Below are 15,479 nucleotides of genomic sequence, written 5' to 3'. Positions count from 1 at the left end.
GCAATATCCGCTTAGAATATCGAACAAAGTATGATGCATTAAGATAATCAAATTGCCCTTTGATTGTGTTAGAGATATGATTAGCGTCATCTTAGATATTTTACGTTCAGACGTAGGAGACAGCGTCTTTTGCAAACTTTGCGCGCGTCAAAATGTGGTTTATCAACCGCTCAATTACCTTCTTACATATTAGATGTTATTGATGCCTTAACCAAGGCAGGCTATGAAGCTTATATCGTCGGTGGCGGCGTCCGTGACTTAATTTTAGGGCTGAATCCTAAAGATTTCGATGCGGTCACCAACGCAACTCCGGCTCAGGTCAAAGAGGTCTTCGGACGACGTTGCCGTATTATCGGACGACGTTTTGAGCTTGCTCATGTCTATGCCGGTCGCGAACTGGTCGAGGTGGCCACTTTCCGTGCCCCGCCTAAAAAAGCAGTCACTTCTGCCTCAGGTATGATTCTGCGCGACAATAACTGGGGCACGATTGAGCAAGATTTTGTGCGTCGTGATTTTTCCATTAATGCGATGTATTACCAGCCGCGTAAAGGGATTGTGCTGGATTTCTGCCATGCCATTGATGATATAAAAAATAAAACCTTGCGCTTGTTGGGTGACCCGACCTTACGTTTCGAAGAAGATCCGGTACGGATGCTGCGTACTTTACGTTTTGCTGCAAAATTAAATTTTAGTATTGCACCTGAAATTCTAGAGATTTTTACCCCCGAGTTGACTCAACTGTTGCGTGATATCTCTCCACACCGCTTATATGATGAATCACAGAAGCTGTTCACCATGGGACATTTGAACCGGGTGCTGCCAATGCTGATTGATTTCGGTATTTGGCATCAGCTGTTTGCGGACATCAGTCCGGATATCTCCACCTTTATCGAACGCGCTGCGATCAATACCGATCAGCGCATTCAAATGGGCAAGACCATCAATCCTGCATTCTTCTATGCCGTATTGTTATGGAAACCTTTTTTAGAGCGTTGTGAATTTTATTTAAGTAAAGGCGTTGTTCCGGCAGAGGCAAGAGCACAAGCCGGTTTGGATGTCTTAAAGCGTCAGGCTACCCGGACCATCATTCCACGTTTTGCAGAAACTTTTATTCGTGAAGTATGGGAAATGCAAACGCGTTTACTCAATCCGAAGCCGCAGCAAATTCAGGCTTTATCGACCCATGCGCGTTTCCGTGCCGGATTTGACTTTCTGTTACTGCGTGAGAAATCGGGTGACGATACCACTCAAGGCATGGGTGTATGGTGGGATGCGTATCAACAGATGTCTACGGATGAAAAAGAACGTGCCATCAGTCAATATAACCGCCAGCGTGCAAAAAGCCGCCGTAAGGCAACTACAGACGATGTGGTGGAAACCAAACCGGTTGCTGCAATTACTGAAATTGAACCTTTGGTGAACGAGCCGGAACCGCGTAGTCGCCGTGAACGTAAGAGCCGGGCAAAACCGGAAAGACCGATTCAAACTGTGTCAGCAGGCGGTTCCGAAATTGCCTCCGATCATCCGATTTTAAAACGCAAACGGGTTAAGCGTGACTTAAGCCAGGTGATTTTTGGACCGACACAATGAGCACAGTAACCTACATCGGCTTAGGCAGTAATCTGGGTAATTCGCGTCAAATTCTGACCGAAGCAGTCCAGAAACTGGCGACTTTGGGATCAGTGAAAACATCAAGGTTGTATCAAAGTCCTCCAATGGGGCCACAAGACCAGCCCAATTATTTAAATGCGGCTGTACAGCTGGTTACAGACTTGGAGCCACTGGCTTTGCTGGATGAGTTGCAGCGTTTTGAGCAAGAATCCGGTCGGGTTCGACTGCGCCGTTGGGGGGAGCGGACTTTGGATCTGGATCTCCTCATGTATGGCGAAGAACAGATTCATCATGAGCGTTTAACCGTGCCACATATTGGTGTTATGGAACGTGATTTCGTGCTGATGCCACTGCTTGATTTAGAGGCAAATTTACAACTCAAAGGACAATTATTAAAAGATTTACCGATATTGCAACATCCATCGCTTACCGTATTGGATGAGGGAAATTGGGCAAATATTTAATTTTTTGCATGACCGCTTGAGAAAGTCGTCATAAGAGGAATATCCGGATGATTAGTCTAAGTGACTTAAGAAAATTTAAAGCGCAAGGCCGCAAATTCTCCTGCCTGACTTGCTATGATGCGAGCATGGCCAAAGCAATGGAAGTTGCTGAAATTGATACGATTCTGGTAGGTGATTCTTTAGGAATGACCATTCAGGGCTGTGATTCTACCCTGCCTGTGACGGTACAGGATATGGCTTATCACACCGCAGCTGTTCGCCGTGGTAACCAGCATGCCTTTATTCTGACTGATTTGCCATTTATGAGTTATGCCACCCTCAATGAGGCATTATCTAGTTCAAAAACAGTCATGCAAGCTGGTGCGCACATGGTGAAAATTGAAGGCGGTGCATGGCTGGCTGAAACCGTTCAGGTCTTGACCCGCAATGGTATTCCTGTATGTGTGCATTTGGGCCTAACTCCACAATCTGTGCATGTGTTTGGCGGCTATAAGGTTCAGGCGCGTACCCGTGAAGCTGCCGATCAGCTGATTGCCGATTGTAAGGCTGTGGTGGAAGCCGGTGCTGCGGTACTGCTACTGGAATGTGTTCCGGCGCAGGTGGGTAAGGAAATTAGTGAGTTGTTTCCACATACGCCTGTGATTGGCATTGGGGCGGGAGCAGATACGGATGGCCAAGTGTTGGTTGTACAGGACATGCTTGGACTGACCGGTGGTCATGTGGCCAAATTTGTACGTAATTTTATGAAAGAACAGGCAGGGGAAACTGCAATTCTGGATGCTTTTAAGGCTTACCATGCAGCGGTACAAGATCAATCTTTTCCTGCTAAAGAACAAACTTTTCAAGTTGAGCTGTAAACATGAAAACAGAAACTACCATTCAGGGATTAAGCGCTTCACTGAGTCCAGCTCGATCGGCACGAAAAATTATCGGTTTTGTTCCGACCATGGGGAATTTGCATGAAGGGCATTTAAACCTGGTACGTGAAGCAAAAAAAATCTGTGATGTTGTTGTGGTCAGTATTTTTGTCAATCCGATTCAATTTGGGCCCAATGAAGACTTTGACAGTTATCCGCGTACTCTGGAGCAGGATAGTCATTTGTTAGCAGATGTCGGCTGTGACATTATTTTTGCCCCTAGCGTTGAGCAAATGTATGGCAACAAGCCGCGTTTAACCAACATTAGCGTGTCTGAGATTACCAATGACTTATGCGGGTTGCAGCGTCCGGGGCATTTTGATGGCGTGGCGGTAGTGGTTACTAAACTGTTTAATATTGTGCAGCCAAATTTTGCCTTCTTCGGGCAAAAGGACTACCAGCAACTGGCGGTGATTCGTCAGTTTGTACGTGACCTGAATATTCCGCTAGAAGTGATTGGGGTGCCGATTACCCGTGCCAAAGATGGTTTGGCCCTTAGTTCGCGTAATGGTTATTTGAGTGCAGAACACCGTGCCATTGCTCCGACCATTTACCAGAGTTTAACTGCTGCCGAGCAGGAACTGCACAGTGGTGTCAGCCTTGCGGACGTGCTAGAAAATATAAAGCAAAAGTTGACACAAGCTGGTTTTATTTTGGATTATGTGGAAGCACGCACTCCGGAATTACAAAAAATAGAAGCCTTTGATCAGGATGTGGTGCTGTTTGTTGCCGCTAAATTGGGCACCACCAGACTGATTGATAACTTGCAGGTTAAGCATACCGCATAGACTTCACTATTAAGGACAGCCTTGCCATGAAGCGTATTTTAATCGTCACAGGACAATCTGGATCGGGAAAATCATCTGCCCTGCAGGTGCTTGAAGATTTGGGCTATTACTGTATTGATAATTTACCGCTGGCATTGCTGCCGGAAATTGTGGAAAAACTGGATCGTGACAATAATCTTGAACAGCTGGCACTGGGCGTAGATGTACGCAGTACGCGTGCAGATTTGCAGGAATTTGATCATGTTTTTGAACAACTGCAGAAATCTGGTTCGGTGGATATCATTTATTTGACCACGCAAGATCAGGAACTGATTTCGCGTTTTAGTGCATCGCGGCGTCCGCATCCTTTAGCAGGTCGTTTTAAAAGCCTGATTGAATGTATACAGGAAGAAAAAACCTTATTACTTCCGATACAGTTGCGTTCAACGGTACATATTGATACCACCGATAAAAGCGTACATGATCTGAAACATACCTTGTTGTCTAAACTTGGACAATCAGATAACCTCATTTTAATTTTACAATCATTTGGTTATAAACACGGTATTCCGCTTGATGCCGATTATGTCTTTGACGTACGTCATTTGCCGAATCCGCATTGGGATCTGGAATTGCGAAAATATTCAGGTTTGGATTTGCCTGTACAACAGTTTTTGCTGCAAAGTGAACAAACCAATGAAATGTTCCAAGACATTTATCATTTTTTAGATAAGTGGTTGCCTGCCTTTGCAGAAGGGCATCGTCACTATATGACGGTATCCATTGGCTGTACCGGCGGGCAGCATCGTTCCGTATATATCGTAGATAGACTCAAAAAAGCCCTTGAGGAAAAATGGTCTATCCAAGTCCTCCACAGAGAAATGAAGCACTGGTCATGATTGACACAACTGTTGACGTAATTAATAAACTAGGTTTACATGCGCGTGCGTCTGGAAAGCTAATCGAAGTTACCACCAAATTTCGTTCATCGATTCAAATTGGTAAAGGCAACAAATTAGTAGATGCAAAAAATATTATGTCTTTGCTGATGCTCGGTGCAGGCAAAGGCACAACTTTACGTTTAGTGCTTGAAGGTACAGATGAAGAACAGGCTTTATCTGAAATTCAGGCATTATTTGCAGCAAAATTTTACGAGGCAGATTAATCGTGGCACGTCGACCGAACCGTTTTACTGAAGATGACTTTGAAAGTTTAGAAGGGCGGGCGAGTAAAACCGAACAGAAAAAAGCAGTTCAGCGTATGGCTGCTTTAGGTGAGCAACTGGCTCAGTTGAGTATCAAACAAATTAAAAACCTTCCGGTGGAAGAACGTCTGATTGATGCTTTACTGGATGTGCAAACCATTACTTCACATGAAGCACGTCGCCGTCAGTTTCAGCGTGTAGGAAAATTATTGCGTAATGAAGATGAAACCATGATTTTGTCTTACCTAACCCCACAGCAAGGTGCGAAAAAAACCGCGCAGTTGCAACGTTGGGTCGATCGTATGATCGCGCAAGGTGATCCGGTGATTAAAGAATTCATGAAAGCGCATAATGCTGCTGAGCATCATGCGATTCGTCAGCATATTTTGCGTATCCATCGTGATATCAAAAATCAGGTGACGGAAGAAGAGCTGGCTGCATCCAAGTTGAAACTGTTCAACTATATTCAGCAAGTGGCTTTGATTTCAGATAATTGATCTTGAGCTTCAGTAATAAAATTAAAAAAGCGACTCGATGGAGTCGCTTTTTTATGCCTTAAGATTGCTCTCTTGCGCTTTGCGACAAAGCAGTGCGTTGTCGCTTGCTCAGGGAGAGAGTTAGAGAGGGCTGGTGAGGGAGAGTTACTGAAACTCGCCTGTAGCACGTTCTTTGGCCCAGTCACGCAAGATGAATTTTTGCAGTTTGCCTGTAGATGTCTTTGGAATTTCGGTAATCACCACATCTTTAGGTACTTTAAAACGGGCCAAATGCTGTTTACAGTATTCAATCAGTTCCTCCGCTGTTGCCGTTTTACCTTGTTTGAGTTCCACAAAGGCACATGGAACTTCCTGCCAGCGTGGATCAGGTTTTGCCACTACCGCTGCCGTCAGGACTGCTGGGTGCTGATACAGCACCTCTTCCACTTCGAGCGAGGAAATATTTTCACCGCCGGAAATAATCACATCTTTAGAGCGGTCGGTAATTTTGGCATAGCCATCCGGTTGGCAAACGGCAAGGTCACCAGTATGGAACCAGCCACCAGCAAAGGCTTCGGCGGTTGCTTCCGGATTCTTTAAATAGCCTTTCATGACGATATTGCCGCGGAACATAATCTCGCCCATGGTTTTACCATCATGCGGCACTTCGTGCATGGTCTCCGGATCAAGTACTTTCATGCTATCTTGCAGTGGATATGGAACTCCTTGACGAGAGTGCAAGTGTGCCTGTTCCTGAATCGACAGGTCGCTCCAGCCCGCTTGTGATGCACACAGTGCAGAAGGGCCGTAAGTTTCAGTTAAACCATAGACGTGAGTGACATTAATGCCAATATTACGCATGCCTTCAATAATCGCCGCAGGAGGTGCAGCACCGGCCACCATCACTTCAACCCGGTTATCAATCTGGGTCTTTTTTTCTTCAGGGGTGTTGATCAGCATCGACAGGACAATCGGTGCACCACAGAAGTAGTCGACTTTATGTTCGGCAATCAATTTGAAAATCTGTTCTGCATCAACTTTGCGCAGGCAGACATTGGTTCCGCCATTGGCAGCCATGGTCCAGGCAAAGCACCAGCCATTGCAGTGAAACAATGGCAGGGTCCATAAATAGGTCGCGCGAGGCATCATGCCGCAGGCAATGATGTTACTGGCTGCATTAATGTAGGCTCCGCGGTGATGGTAGACCACGCCTTTCGGGTTACCCGTGGTGCCCGAGGTATAGCTTAAGCTGATGGCATCCCATTCATCTGCGGGTAAATGCCACTCAAAATTGGTATCACCTTGTGCAATCCAGTCTTCATATTCAATCTGGCCAATACGGGTATCTTCACCCTCATATTCTTCATCGGCGACATCAATGACATAGATTTTTTGCGGGATTAGCGCCAAGGCTTCTGTAGCAAGCTGGCTGAATTCGGGGTCAACCAGCAATACCTTGCTTTCGGCGTGTTCCAGCATGAAGGCAACTGTTTTGGCATCCAGACGGGTATTTAAGGTATTCAGTACGGCACCTGCCATTGGTACGGCAAAATGTGCTTCAATCATTGCCGGCACATTAGGCAGCAGTACCGAAACGGTATCATTTTTACCGATCCCGAGTTTTTGGAGTTGGTGGGCAAACTGGCGGCAACGATTATATTTTTCACGCCAGGTAATACGACGTTTACCATGAATAATTGCATTTTGATTCGGGTAAATATAAGCAGCCCGATCCAGATAGCGTAAAGGTGACAACGCTACAAAATTTGCGGGGGTACGCGGTAATTCATCATATGCGCTAACCATGTTAAAACTCCATTCTATATTTGTTTTCATATCCTTTTGAAAAAGATATGCATTTATCAGAAATCTTGCAGTTATGCTTTAGTCGAGTGCTATTTGGTAATTTTTAACATATTGAAAATTAAAAAATTATTTTATGGCATGGATTTTTTTTGAACGCACGGGTTCCCATATTTGCTTTTTTAGGTATTTTACTCTAAACAGGCAATTTAAATAACATTAGCCAGGAAATAATAATGAAAATACAACAGGCGGATAAAGGATAGCAGAACTGGTCTGGAAGCTAGCAGGCACATCCAGAAATTTTTCAACCTCAGCATGTCAATGAATTACAAAAATGAGTCAAATCCTCTGCTCATATTCGTGTCGTCGTGCAGGGCATTCATTTAGTGCGTTGGCCAAGACGGATGAAACTTTGCTTAATTTTGATCAATTAAAAGGCATGCTGGCCTTTGATGAAGATAGAAGTTAATGCACAGTTCAATCAGATACACGCTTATATGACCTGGGGAAATATCTTGCTCCGATCAATCAGTCTTTAGCCAATCAGCGCGATTCGGTCTCCATTTCCATTCACCAGTTTTATAAACAGGATTATAAGGCGATATTTGATTTGGTCGAACCCATTTTACAGAAATATTAGGGCCGATTGCATTGGGGTACGCTGCATTACACGAGCTCTATCCGAAATGGGGTGATTATGTATTTTTAAGACCCACCCAGAGCGAAGCTGTGATTCCGCAATTTGCTCAGCTTTATTCCTATGCTTAGTGCAAGTTCCAAGCATGGAATAACTTTAGAGCATAAAAAGGGAAGTGGAAATTCCTTGATTGAGCTAGAGCTAAGGCATTGGCAAATAAATTCAAAATGCGCCAAATCGCGAATTTTCTAGGAGAAAAGGTTTAATCCTGTGGATAAGACGTGTAAAATTCTAATCGATTTTTATTTATCCACCGTTTTTATCTTTTGAGGTTCTGCCTCGATCATAATCTCGCGGTGACATGCCCTATGGTACGGGGCATCACTCCTTAAGGATTTTTTTATGCCAATTATCACTTTGCCAAATGGCGATCAAAAACAGTTTGATCAAGCCGTATCTGTGATGGACGTTGCACTGAGCATTGGTCCGGGTCTTGCAAAAAATACAGTTGCGGGTCGCGTAAACGACCGTTTGGTTGATGCGTCTGATCTCATCACCGAAGATGCAACCTTACAAATTATTACGCCTAAAGATGAAGATGGTATTCACATCATTCGTCACTCTTGTGCGCACCTGGTCGGCCATGCGGTGAAGCAATTGTTCCCAGAAGCAAAGATGGTGATTGGTCCGGTCATTGAAGAAGGTTTCTACTATGACATCTGGATGCCACGTCCGTTTACTTTAGATGACTTGGCGGCGATTGAAGAGCGTATGAAAAAGCTCATCGATCAGGACTATGATGTCATCAAAAAAATGACCCCACGCGATGAAGTGATTGCAGAATTCACTGCGCGTGGCGAAGAATACAAACTCCGCTTGATTGAAGACATGCCTGAAGAAACGCAAATGGGCTTGTACTACCATCAAGACTATCTGGATATGTGCCGTGGTCCGCACGTACCGAATACCAAATTCTTAAAATCGTTCAAACTGACTAAAATCTCTGGTGCTTACTGGCGCGGTGATGCGAAGAATGAACAGCTGCAACGTATTTACGGTACAGCCTGGGCGGACAAGAAACAGCTTGCAGCGTATGTAAAACGTATTGAAGAAGCAGAAAAGCGTGATCACCGTAAAATCGGTAAAGCTTTAGACTTGTTCCATATGCAGGAAGAAGCACCGGGTATGGTGTTCTGGCATCCGAATGGCTGGACCATTTACCAGGTATTGGAACAGTACATGCGTAAAGTTCAGCAAGAGAATGGCTATCTTGAGATTCGTACCCCGCAAGTGGTGGACTTCACGCTTTGGGAAAAATCGGGACATGCTGCAAACTATGCAGACAACATGTTTACGACTCATTCAGAGAACCGTAACTATGCGGTTAAACCAATGAACTGTCCATGTCACGTACAGGTATTCAACCAGGGGTTGAAATCTTACCGTGATCTTCCGATCCGTCTGGCTGAGTTTGGTTCATGTCACCGTAACGAGCCATCAGGCTCATTGCACGGTATTATGCGTGTTCGTGGCTTTACCCAAGATGATGCACACATTTTCTGTACCAAAGAACAGATTGGAACTGAAGTTGCAGATTTCATTAAATTGACTTTAGATGTGTACAAAGACTTCGGTTTTGAAGACGTTCAAATGAAACTCTCTACACGTCCGGAAAAACGTGTCGGTGATGACAAACTTTGGGACATGGCGGAAAAATCTTTGGCTGATGCTTTAGATGCTGCCGGTTTGGAGTGGGAACTTCAACCGGGTGAAGGCGCATTCTATGGTCCTAAGATCGAATTCTCATTAAAAGACTGCCTAGGCCGTGTATGGCAGTGCGGTACAATTCAGTGTGACTTCAACTTGCCAGAGCGTCTGGATGCTTCTTATGTAACAGAAGATAACGACCGTGATCAGCCTGTTATGTTACATCGTGCAATTCTTGGTAGTTTCGAACGTTTTATTGGTATACTGATTGAACACTACGCAGGCTTTATGCCACCTTGGTTGGCACCTACACAAGCATGTGTAATGAACATTACCGATTCTCAAGCGGAAGCATGTGAGTCAGTCGTCGCTAAACTTAAAGAAAACGGTATTCGTGCCATTTCCGACTTGAGAAATGAGAAAATCGGCTTTAAGATTCGTGAACGTACTTTAGAGCGTATTCCTTACTTATTGGTACTTGGGGACCGTGAAGTAGAGGAAGGTACAGTGAATGTGCGTACCCGCTCAGGAAAAAATTTGGGTACTATGTCAATCGATGCTTTCGTTGACCTAGTAAAAGCAGCCGTTGCCGAACGCGGCCGGTATATTGTGGAGTAAAAGCGATTAAACAGCCTGACCGTAATCAACAGGGCGGTAACAAATCAAACCGTCCTGCTTTGAATGATGAAATTCGTGCAAAAGAAGTCCGTCTTGTAGACGAAAATGGCGAGCAAAAAGGCATCGTAAGCTTAAATGATGCTTTACGTGCAGCTGAAGCTGTCGATCTTGACCTGGTTGAGATTGTTGCAAATGCTGAGCCACCCGTGTGTAAAATCATGGACTTCAACAAGCATTTGTTTGATCTGAAACAAAAGCAGAAAGAAGCGAAGAAAAAACAGCATCAAGTACAGGTGAAAGAAATCAAGCTCCGCCCTGCGACTGATGTTGGTGATTACAACGTAAAATTACGTGCCATTATCAAGTTCCTTGAAGAAGGCAACAAGGTAAAAATCACTTTACGCTTCCGTGGTCGTGAAATGGCTCACCAACAGCTGGGTCTGGCTCAATTGCAAAAAGTTGAAGCAGATGTGGCTGAATTCGGTGTAGTTGAACAAGCACCAAAAATGGAAGGTCGTCAAATGGGTATGCTACTTGGTCCTAAAAAGAAAAAGTAAGCCTCTATTGATGAAGAAAGCCCTGCAAAAGCAGGGCTTTTTTATAGCGATGATTTTTTGAATCGGTTTTTTAAGAGATCGTTTCAATTATTTAAAAGACCTGTCATTGACCAGTCTTTTGGGGTGTTATTTTGTTGTTTCCTGTTGAGGTGACGTAAGTTTTTCCGTGGTTTTGCTGCCAATTGGAATCTGGCGAGGTAGTTTTTCTTCTGGAACATTGCGCTGTAACTCGATTTTTAACAAACCGTTTGCAAAGTCAGCTTGTTGTACTTCTACGTGTTCATCCAGACGCAAAGACAGTTTAAAGGAACGGTGGGCGATACCTTTGTGTAAAAATTCTACCGTAGTATCCGATTTTTCTTCAACTGCTTTGCCGCTAATGGTCAGAACCTGATTTTCCAGGTTGATCTCGAGTTGGTCTTCGTTAAATCCGGCTGCAGAGACGACAATGCGGTAATTATTATCGCCGGTTTTTTCAATATTGTAATGTGGATAATTCGGTGTTTCACTTTGCATTGCATAGTCAAACAGGTCATTAAAACGGTCAAAACCGATGCTACGTCGGAACAGTGGGGTAAGACTGGAATTGCTCATGGATAGAACCTCCGGTTCTCAGAAAAGTTATAGAAGCATGATGATAATTCTGTAATGGATGGCATAAGTAATGTGAAGCAATATCCTGAATGGATGATTGCTTCATGTCTAATATAAGATTGGGTGGAGGCTTTTCAAGCATCAATATGTAACAACATCCGGGGCTGATTTTTGCCTGAAAATAATGCTTTATATTTAGTGGTTTTATTGATGAATCTATAATTAAATATGCGGATGTATGGTACTAAATCATGCTATAACTGGAATAAATTTTAAGCATGTCATGTAAAACGAAAAAGGCAAAAGGTAGGAAACATGATTGATCTCTATTATTGGGGAACACCCAATGGTCATAAAATTACAATAGCATTAGAAGAAATGGGTTTGGAATACCAAATTTTTCCAGTCAATATTTTAGAAAATGATCAGTTTCAGCCTGACTTTTTACGTATTTCACCTAACAATAAAATTCCCGCGATTGTGGATCAGGATGGACCGCGTGGTGAAGCCATTTCAGTATTTGAGTCTGGGGCAATTTTGCAGTATTTGGGCCGTAAAACCGGATTGTATTATCCAGTAGATGAGCAACAGCGCGTTGAAGTCGAGCAATGGCTGATGTGGCAAATGGGTGGTTTCGGGCCGATGCTGGGACAGAACCATCATTTTGGTCGCTTTGCACCGGAAAAAATTCCCTATGCCTTAGACCGTTATGTCAATGAAACCAAGCGTCTGTACGGCGTGCTGAATAAGCAGCTGATTGGGCAAAAGTATGTGGCGGGTGAATATTCAATTGCCGATATGGCAATTTTACCGTGGATCCTACGCCATGAATGGCAGCAAATTCAGCTGGAAGATTATCCCTACGTGAAAGAATATGTAGATCGCCTGACTGCACGTCCTGCCATTCAGAAAGCATTGTCGATTCAGGTCTCTGGCTAAAATGACTTGAAGCGCAGTTGTGTTAAGATGACGATAGAGCAAAATAAACCACCCGTGCTGTGGTTTTTTACTGGATCAGCATCTTATGAAAGCATTCTTTTTAAATTCAACGCGTATTCTGGAACACAATGCCAAAATCTACTGGAGCATTATTTTTGGTATAGCAGCCTGTTTGATTCTTTTTATTGCCGAAGCCGTGCACATCCAGAATTTTATGGCGACTTTAAATACACAGGACGAAAATGCCTTATATGCAGCCATCCAGCCTTTGACACAACGCTATAGCTATAGCCGTTATCTGGTCCTGGTTCTGTCTGTGCTTTGGACAGTTTATGAATATACCTCAACCAAGAAAAAACTCGGGCTTTAACCCGGTAGCAGCCTGATGCCGGCTTACCTGTTACTGTTTATTTCTGCCTTTGGTGCGGCAACTTTATTGCCTTTGCAGTCTGAAGCGGTTTTATTGGCTTTTTTGGCGGAGGGCAGTCATTCAGTTTTTTGGCTATTATTTGTTGCAAGCTTGGGAAATATTTTGGGATCTTGCGTGAACTGGTGGCTCGGTTTTAAGATTGAACGTTACAAAGACAAAAAATGGTTTCCTGTTTCACAGCAGCAAATGGTGAAAGCACAGGCGAAGTATCACAAATATGGCTACTGGTCATTATTGTTGAGTTGGGTGCCCATCATTGGCGATCCCATTACCCTTATTGCCGGTCTGCTAAAAGAAAATTTTGCCCGATTTTTATTGATGGTTGCAATTGCTAAAATAGGGCGCTACTTGTTTATCTATCTGGCTTTTAGCCTGTTTTAAAAAAACGAGATGCTTCGGCATCTCGTTTTTAATTTTGCTTATTCACAGTGATTTAGGTCGAACTTAATTTCATCTTTAAAGCTGGATTTTTTATACATCCATAAAGTGCTGGCAGTGCGCTTTACATTAATTTGGCTATTTGATACCGCTTGAACAACTTTCTGGTCTAAAGCATAAATCCCCGAGCCCTGAGTAACTTTGACCTTTTTCACCTCACCGTGTTTATTCACTTTAAAGTTAAATTTAACCGCGCGATTGTGTCCAGCCAGTAAGTCAGAATTAAGCTCTAGCTGGGGCTGGGTACGGTATGAAAAGGCTGTTTTTCTGTTCTGTTGTTGGGCTTGCCAATTTTTCGATTCAAACTGATAGGGACAGGCTTCAACATCCTCTTGGTCTAACTTTAAACTAAAGGTTTGATAGCCAATGAGAGGTGTTGCCGTGTCATTTTCGATATGGGGTTTGACATGTGCTTCATGCACGGCTTGAACCAGCAGGTTATCCAGATGGCTTAAGCCGGTACTTTCCTGTACGCTGGCCTTGATGACATTACCGGTTTCATCTGCATAAATGCGAATAATGGCACTGCGGTTTTGCTCTTTTAAATCTTCATTTTTATAGTTTGGATGCGGAAATTTGGTCCACTGAATGCGTGTGGTCAAATGCGCGGGAAGGGCTACGCTTTTCTGAACGGCAAGCTGTTTGGTTGCTTTAGATTCAGCACTGTAAACAGTACTGAAGGGTACACACATGAGTAGAGAAAAACACAGTATTTGCTTCATAAATATTTATTTCTTAGTCAAACCAGATGTTGCAGTGGTAGCGGAGTATTATGAGTGCGCAGTATTTCCTGAATTGGAAATACTGGCAAGTCTAAAAACTCAATTAATGTTCATGATCATGCACTTTGGTAATGTCGACGCCAAATAAATCGCGGGTTTTTGCCCAGCTCAGCGCTACTACTACCATAGTCATACAGCCCCCAAAGACGGTTGCCATAATGGTGCCCATATATTTGGCGGCTAAGCCGGATTCAAAAGCACCAAGTTCATTACTGGATGAGACAAACATGCCATTCACCGCAGCGACACGGCCACGCATATTTTCTGGCGGATAAATTTGCAGAATGGTCTGGCGAATGACCACTGAAATACTGTCACAGGCACCAGTCATGGCCAAAGCGAATAGCGATAGCCACAGGTTATTCGAGAAGGCAAACAGCAGGGTAAATAGGCCAAATCCGGCAACGGCGAGCAACATATTACGCCAGGCATTTTGGGTTGGTGGAAATCTGGTTAAGGCAATCATGGTGATCAGTGCACCAATCGATGGCGCTGCACGCAAGTAACCCAAACCTTCAGGACCGACTTTTAAAATATCTTCAGCGAATATTGGCAGTAAGGCAATAACTCCGCCAAACAGCACCGAAACCAGATCCAGCGAAATGGCCCAGAGTACAATTTTGGTTTTCCAGATAAAGCGGAAACCATCTCCCAAACTTTCCAGCAGGTTGTTAGTTTCAATTTTGGGAAAACTGCGCTTTTGTAGCAGGTTAATCAGGACAAAACAGATGGACAATAACCCGGTTACCGCCCATAAACTGTTTTCACGGCCTAAAAAAGCCAGCATAAATCCACCCAGCATGGGTCCGATAATCACGCCACTTTGCCAACCAATCGTGGTCCAGGTGGCACCATTGGTATAAAGCTCACGTGGGATTAAAAAAGGCTTGAGTGAAGTAGCGGAAGGATTATAGAAGCCACGGATAGTCCCTAGGGCAAAAATAACCGCATAAATCCCCCAAGACAGTGTAGTCACGTCGATCTGTCCTAATCCATAGGAATGGAATAGCCACCATAAAATCACAGGCAAGGGCACGGCAAAAAACAGACATATTTTCATGATAGTCTGTTTGTTAAAGCGGTCAGCAAAATAACCGCCCCACAAGGACAAGGCAATAAAAGGGATGGCTTCGGCCAGACCAATTAAACCTAGTGTTAAAGGATCTTTGGTAATCTGATACAGTGAATACGCGACAATAATTTCTTGAATTAAAATGGCGAGCGTCAGGCAGAACTGGTTCATCGTGACAATGGAAAAGTCACGATAACGCAGGGCGGCAAAAGCATCCTGTGCAGGGTTCATAGCAGTCCAGTATTCTTATGGGCTGATAATTATAATGCCGAATAGTGGATTTATTAATAAAAACATCCCGCTTTTGATAGTGAAAATAAGACTAAGAGAATCTGATCATTGGTGTGCAATTTTCAGTATCTCTGCTTTTGTTTTGAGCAAAGATGCTTTAGAATATTGGCTCCCTTACCTGCAGGTCGTTTTTGCAATGGTGCAGACGTGCTGAACAGGTGTTTAAAGA

At 43.9% G+C, this 15,479-nt stretch carries 17 protein-coding genes; 13 read left to right on the top strand and 4 right to left on the bottom strand.

Going from position 1 to position 15,479, the window contains the following annotated elements:
* The first annotated feature begins 129 nt into the window (after nucleotides 1–129).
* From pcnB to yjgA, 7 genes are read left to right on the top strand one after another with little or no spacing between them, the layout of a single operon-like run.
* Nucleotides 130–1,590 carry a polynucleotide adenylyltransferase PcnB gene (gene pcnB / locus ABJ384_RS12400; protein ID WP_349927657.1) on the top strand — a complete coding sequence of 487 codons (1,461 nt, stop codon included), beginning with the start codon at nucleotides 130–132 and terminating at the stop codon, nucleotides 1,588–1,590.
* Entirely contained in the window at nucleotides 1,587–2,075 is a 489-nt protein-coding gene (gene folK / locus ABJ384_RS12395) for a 2-amino-4-hydroxy-6-hydroxymethyldihydropteridine diphosphokinase (protein WP_349927655.1), read from the top strand. The genes pcnB and folK overlap by 4 nt, the downstream gene beginning before the upstream one ends.
* 47 nt (nucleotides 2,076–2,122) lie before the next feature.
* On the top strand, nucleotides 2,123–2,932 hold the full coding sequence (gene panB, locus ABJ384_RS12390; RefSeq protein ID WP_180043679.1) for a 3-methyl-2-oxobutanoate hydroxymethyltransferase: 810 nt from the start codon (nucleotides 2,123–2,125) through the stop codon (nucleotides 2,930–2,932).
* Between the two features lie 2 nt (nucleotides 2,933–2,934).
* Nucleotides 2,935–3,780 carry a pantoate--beta-alanine ligase gene (gene panC, locus ABJ384_RS12385; protein WP_349927652.1) on the top strand — a complete coding sequence of 282 codons (846 nt, stop codon included), beginning with the start codon at nucleotides 2,935–2,937 and terminating at the stop codon, nucleotides 3,778–3,780.
* Between the two features lie 26 nt (nucleotides 3,781–3,806).
* Nucleotides 3,807–4,658 (top strand): RNase adapter RapZ, encoded by an 852-nt coding sequence (gene rapZ / locus ABJ384_RS12380; RefSeq protein ID WP_086195383.1) that lies wholly within the window; start codon nucleotides 3,807–3,809, stop codon nucleotides 4,656–4,658.
* The gene (locus ABJ384_RS12375) at nucleotides 4,655–4,924 is read left to right on the top strand and encodes an HPr family phosphocarrier protein (protein ID WP_086195384.1); all 270 of its coding nucleotides are present in this window, start codon (nucleotides 4,655–4,657) and stop codon (nucleotides 4,922–4,924) included. Before rapZ ends, ABJ384_RS12375 begins: the two co-directional genes overlap by 4 nt.
* Nucleotides 4,925–4,926: 2 nt before the next feature.
* Nucleotides 4,927–5,460 carry a ribosome biogenesis factor YjgA gene (yjgA, locus tag ABJ384_RS12370; RefSeq protein WP_086195385.1) on the top strand — a complete coding sequence of 178 codons (534 nt, stop codon included), beginning with the start codon at nucleotides 4,927–4,929 and terminating at the stop codon, nucleotides 5,458–5,460.
* 144 nt (nucleotides 5,461–5,604) lie between these two features.
* Here yjgA and ABJ384_RS12365 read toward each other — a convergent pair whose 3' ends face one another.
* On the bottom strand, nucleotides 5,605–7,245 hold the full coding sequence (locus ABJ384_RS12365; protein ID WP_349927650.1) for an acyl-CoA synthetase: 1,641 nt from the start codon (nucleotides 7,243–7,245) through the stop codon (nucleotides 5,605–5,607).
* Nucleotides 7,246–7,579: 334 nt separating this feature from the next.
* Here ABJ384_RS12365 and ABJ384_RS12360 point away from each other — a divergent pair, with 334 nt between their 5' ends.
* The 3 genes from ABJ384_RS12360 to infC all read left to right on the top strand — a co-directional run bounded on the left by ABJ384_RS12360 (nucleotide 7,580) and on the right by infC (nucleotide 10,764).
* A complete protein-coding gene (locus tag ABJ384_RS12360; RefSeq protein WP_265092675.1) occupies nucleotides 7,580–7,714 on the top strand; it encodes a hypothetical protein in 135 nt (44 codons plus the stop codon).
* A gap of 570 nt (nucleotides 7,715–8,284) precedes the next feature.
* A complete protein-coding gene (gene thrS, locus ABJ384_RS12355) occupies nucleotides 8,285–10,207 on the top strand; it encodes a threonine--tRNA ligase (RefSeq protein WP_349927648.1) in 1,923 nt (640 codons plus the stop codon).
* A 5-nt stretch (nucleotides 10,208–10,212) separates the two neighbouring features.
* Complete coding sequence (infC, locus tag ABJ384_RS12350) at nucleotides 10,213–10,764, top strand: translation initiation factor IF-3 (RefSeq protein WP_086195388.1); 552 nt, start codon at nucleotides 10,213–10,215, stop codon at nucleotides 10,762–10,764.
* A 126-nt stretch (nucleotides 10,765–10,890) separates the two neighbouring features.
* Here the strand turns inward: infC and ABJ384_RS12345 are convergent, their stop codons facing one another.
* Nucleotides 10,891–11,358 (bottom strand): Hsp20 family protein, encoded by a 468-nt coding sequence (locus ABJ384_RS12345; protein ID WP_349927646.1) that lies wholly within the window; start codon nucleotides 11,356–11,358, stop codon nucleotides 10,891–10,893.
* 315 nt (nucleotides 11,359–11,673) lie between these two features.
* On the opposite strand from ABJ384_RS12345, the gene ABJ384_RS12340 reads away from it, so the two are divergent.
* The 3 genes from ABJ384_RS12340 (at nucleotide 11,674) to ABJ384_RS12330 (ending at nucleotide 13,108) form a co-directional block, all read left to right on the top strand.
* Complete coding sequence (locus tag ABJ384_RS12340; RefSeq protein ID WP_349927645.1) at nucleotides 11,674–12,297, top strand: glutathione S-transferase N-terminal domain-containing protein; 624 nt, start codon at nucleotides 11,674–11,676, stop codon at nucleotides 12,295–12,297.
* An 85-nt stretch (nucleotides 12,298–12,382) separates the two neighbouring features.
* The gene (locus tag ABJ384_RS12335) at nucleotides 12,383–12,667 is read left to right on the top strand and encodes a hypothetical protein (protein ID WP_349927643.1); all 285 of its coding nucleotides are present in this window, start codon (nucleotides 12,383–12,385) and stop codon (nucleotides 12,665–12,667) included.
* 15 nt (nucleotides 12,668–12,682) lie between these two features.
* A complete protein-coding gene (locus ABJ384_RS12330; RefSeq protein ID WP_349927641.1) occupies nucleotides 12,683–13,108 on the top strand; it encodes a YqaA family protein in 426 nt (141 codons plus the stop codon).
* A gap of 38 nt (nucleotides 13,109–13,146) precedes the next feature.
* On the opposite strand, the gene ABJ384_RS12325 is transcribed toward ABJ384_RS12330, so the two are convergent.
* Together ABJ384_RS12325 and ABJ384_RS12320 are read right to left on the bottom strand one after the other, a co-directional pair.
* Nucleotides 13,147–13,887, bottom strand: a complete 741-nt coding sequence (locus ABJ384_RS12325; protein WP_349927639.1) for a TonB family protein — start codon at nucleotides 13,885–13,887, stop codon at nucleotides 13,147–13,149.
* A 103-nt stretch (nucleotides 13,888–13,990) separates the two neighbouring features.
* Nucleotides 13,991–15,250 (bottom strand): MFS transporter, encoded by a 1,260-nt coding sequence (locus tag ABJ384_RS12320; RefSeq protein ID WP_349927637.1) that lies wholly within the window; start codon nucleotides 15,248–15,250, stop codon nucleotides 13,991–13,993.
* Between the last annotated feature and the right edge of the window lie 229 nt (nucleotides 15,251–15,479).

The sequence above is a fragment of the Acinetobacter sp. A1-4-2 genome, from assembly GCF_040233925.1.
In the GTDB taxonomy this organism is placed as follows: domain Bacteria; phylum Pseudomonadota; class Gammaproteobacteria; order Pseudomonadales; family Moraxellaceae; genus Acinetobacter.
The sequence above is the reverse complement of the archived record's forward strand: the minus strand, read 5'-3'. Positions and strand labels throughout refer to the sequence as shown.

Excerpts from the sequence above, each read along its gene's own strand:
- ABJ384_RS12330 (WP_349927641.1), top strand. The coding sequence starts at position 12,683 with ATGCCGGCTTACCTGTTACTGTTTATTTCTGCCTTTGGTGCGGCAACT.
- thrS (WP_349927648.1), top strand. The coding sequence starts at position 8,285 with ATGCCAATTATCACTTTGCCAAATGGCGATCAAAAACAGTTTGATCAA.
- panC (WP_349927652.1), top strand. The coding sequence starts at position 2,935 with ATGAAAACAGAAACTACCATTCAGGGATTAAGCGCTTCACTGAGTCCA.
- ABJ384_RS12365 (WP_349927650.1), bottom strand. The coding sequence starts at position 7,245 with ATGGTTAGCGCATATGATGAATTACCGCGTACCCCCGCAAATTTTGTA.
- ABJ384_RS12325 (WP_349927639.1), bottom strand. The coding sequence starts at position 13,887 with ATGAAGCAAATACTGTGTTTTTCTCTACTCATGTGTGTACCCTTCAGT.
- rapZ (WP_086195383.1), top strand. The coding sequence starts at position 3,807 with ATGAAGCGTATTTTAATCGTCACAGGACAATCTGGATCGGGAAAATCA.
- ABJ384_RS12320 (WP_349927637.1), bottom strand. The coding sequence starts at position 15,250 with ATGAACCCTGCACAGGATGCTTTTGCCGCCCTGCGTTATCGTGACTTT.
- panB (WP_180043679.1), top strand. The coding sequence starts at position 2,123 with ATGATTAGTCTAAGTGACTTAAGAAAATTTAAAGCGCAAGGCCGCAAA.
- ABJ384_RS12345 (WP_349927646.1), bottom strand. The coding sequence starts at position 11,358 with ATGAGCAATTCCAGTCTTACCCCACTGTTCCGACGTAGCATCGGTTTT.
- ABJ384_RS12375 (WP_086195384.1), top strand. The coding sequence starts at position 4,655 with ATGATTGACACAACTGTTGACGTAATTAATAAACTAGGTTTACATGCG.
- ABJ384_RS12335 (WP_349927643.1), top strand. The coding sequence starts at position 12,383 with ATGAAAGCATTCTTTTTAAATTCAACGCGTATTCTGGAACACAATGCC.
- ABJ384_RS12360 (WP_265092675.1), top strand. The coding sequence starts at position 7,580 with ATGAGTCAAATCCTCTGCTCATATTCGTGTCGTCGTGCAGGGCATTCA.
- ABJ384_RS12340 (WP_349927645.1), top strand. The coding sequence starts at position 11,674 with ATGATTGATCTCTATTATTGGGGAACACCCAATGGTCATAAAATTACA.
- folK (WP_349927655.1), top strand. The coding sequence starts at position 1,587 with ATGAGCACAGTAACCTACATCGGCTTAGGCAGTAATCTGGGTAATTCG.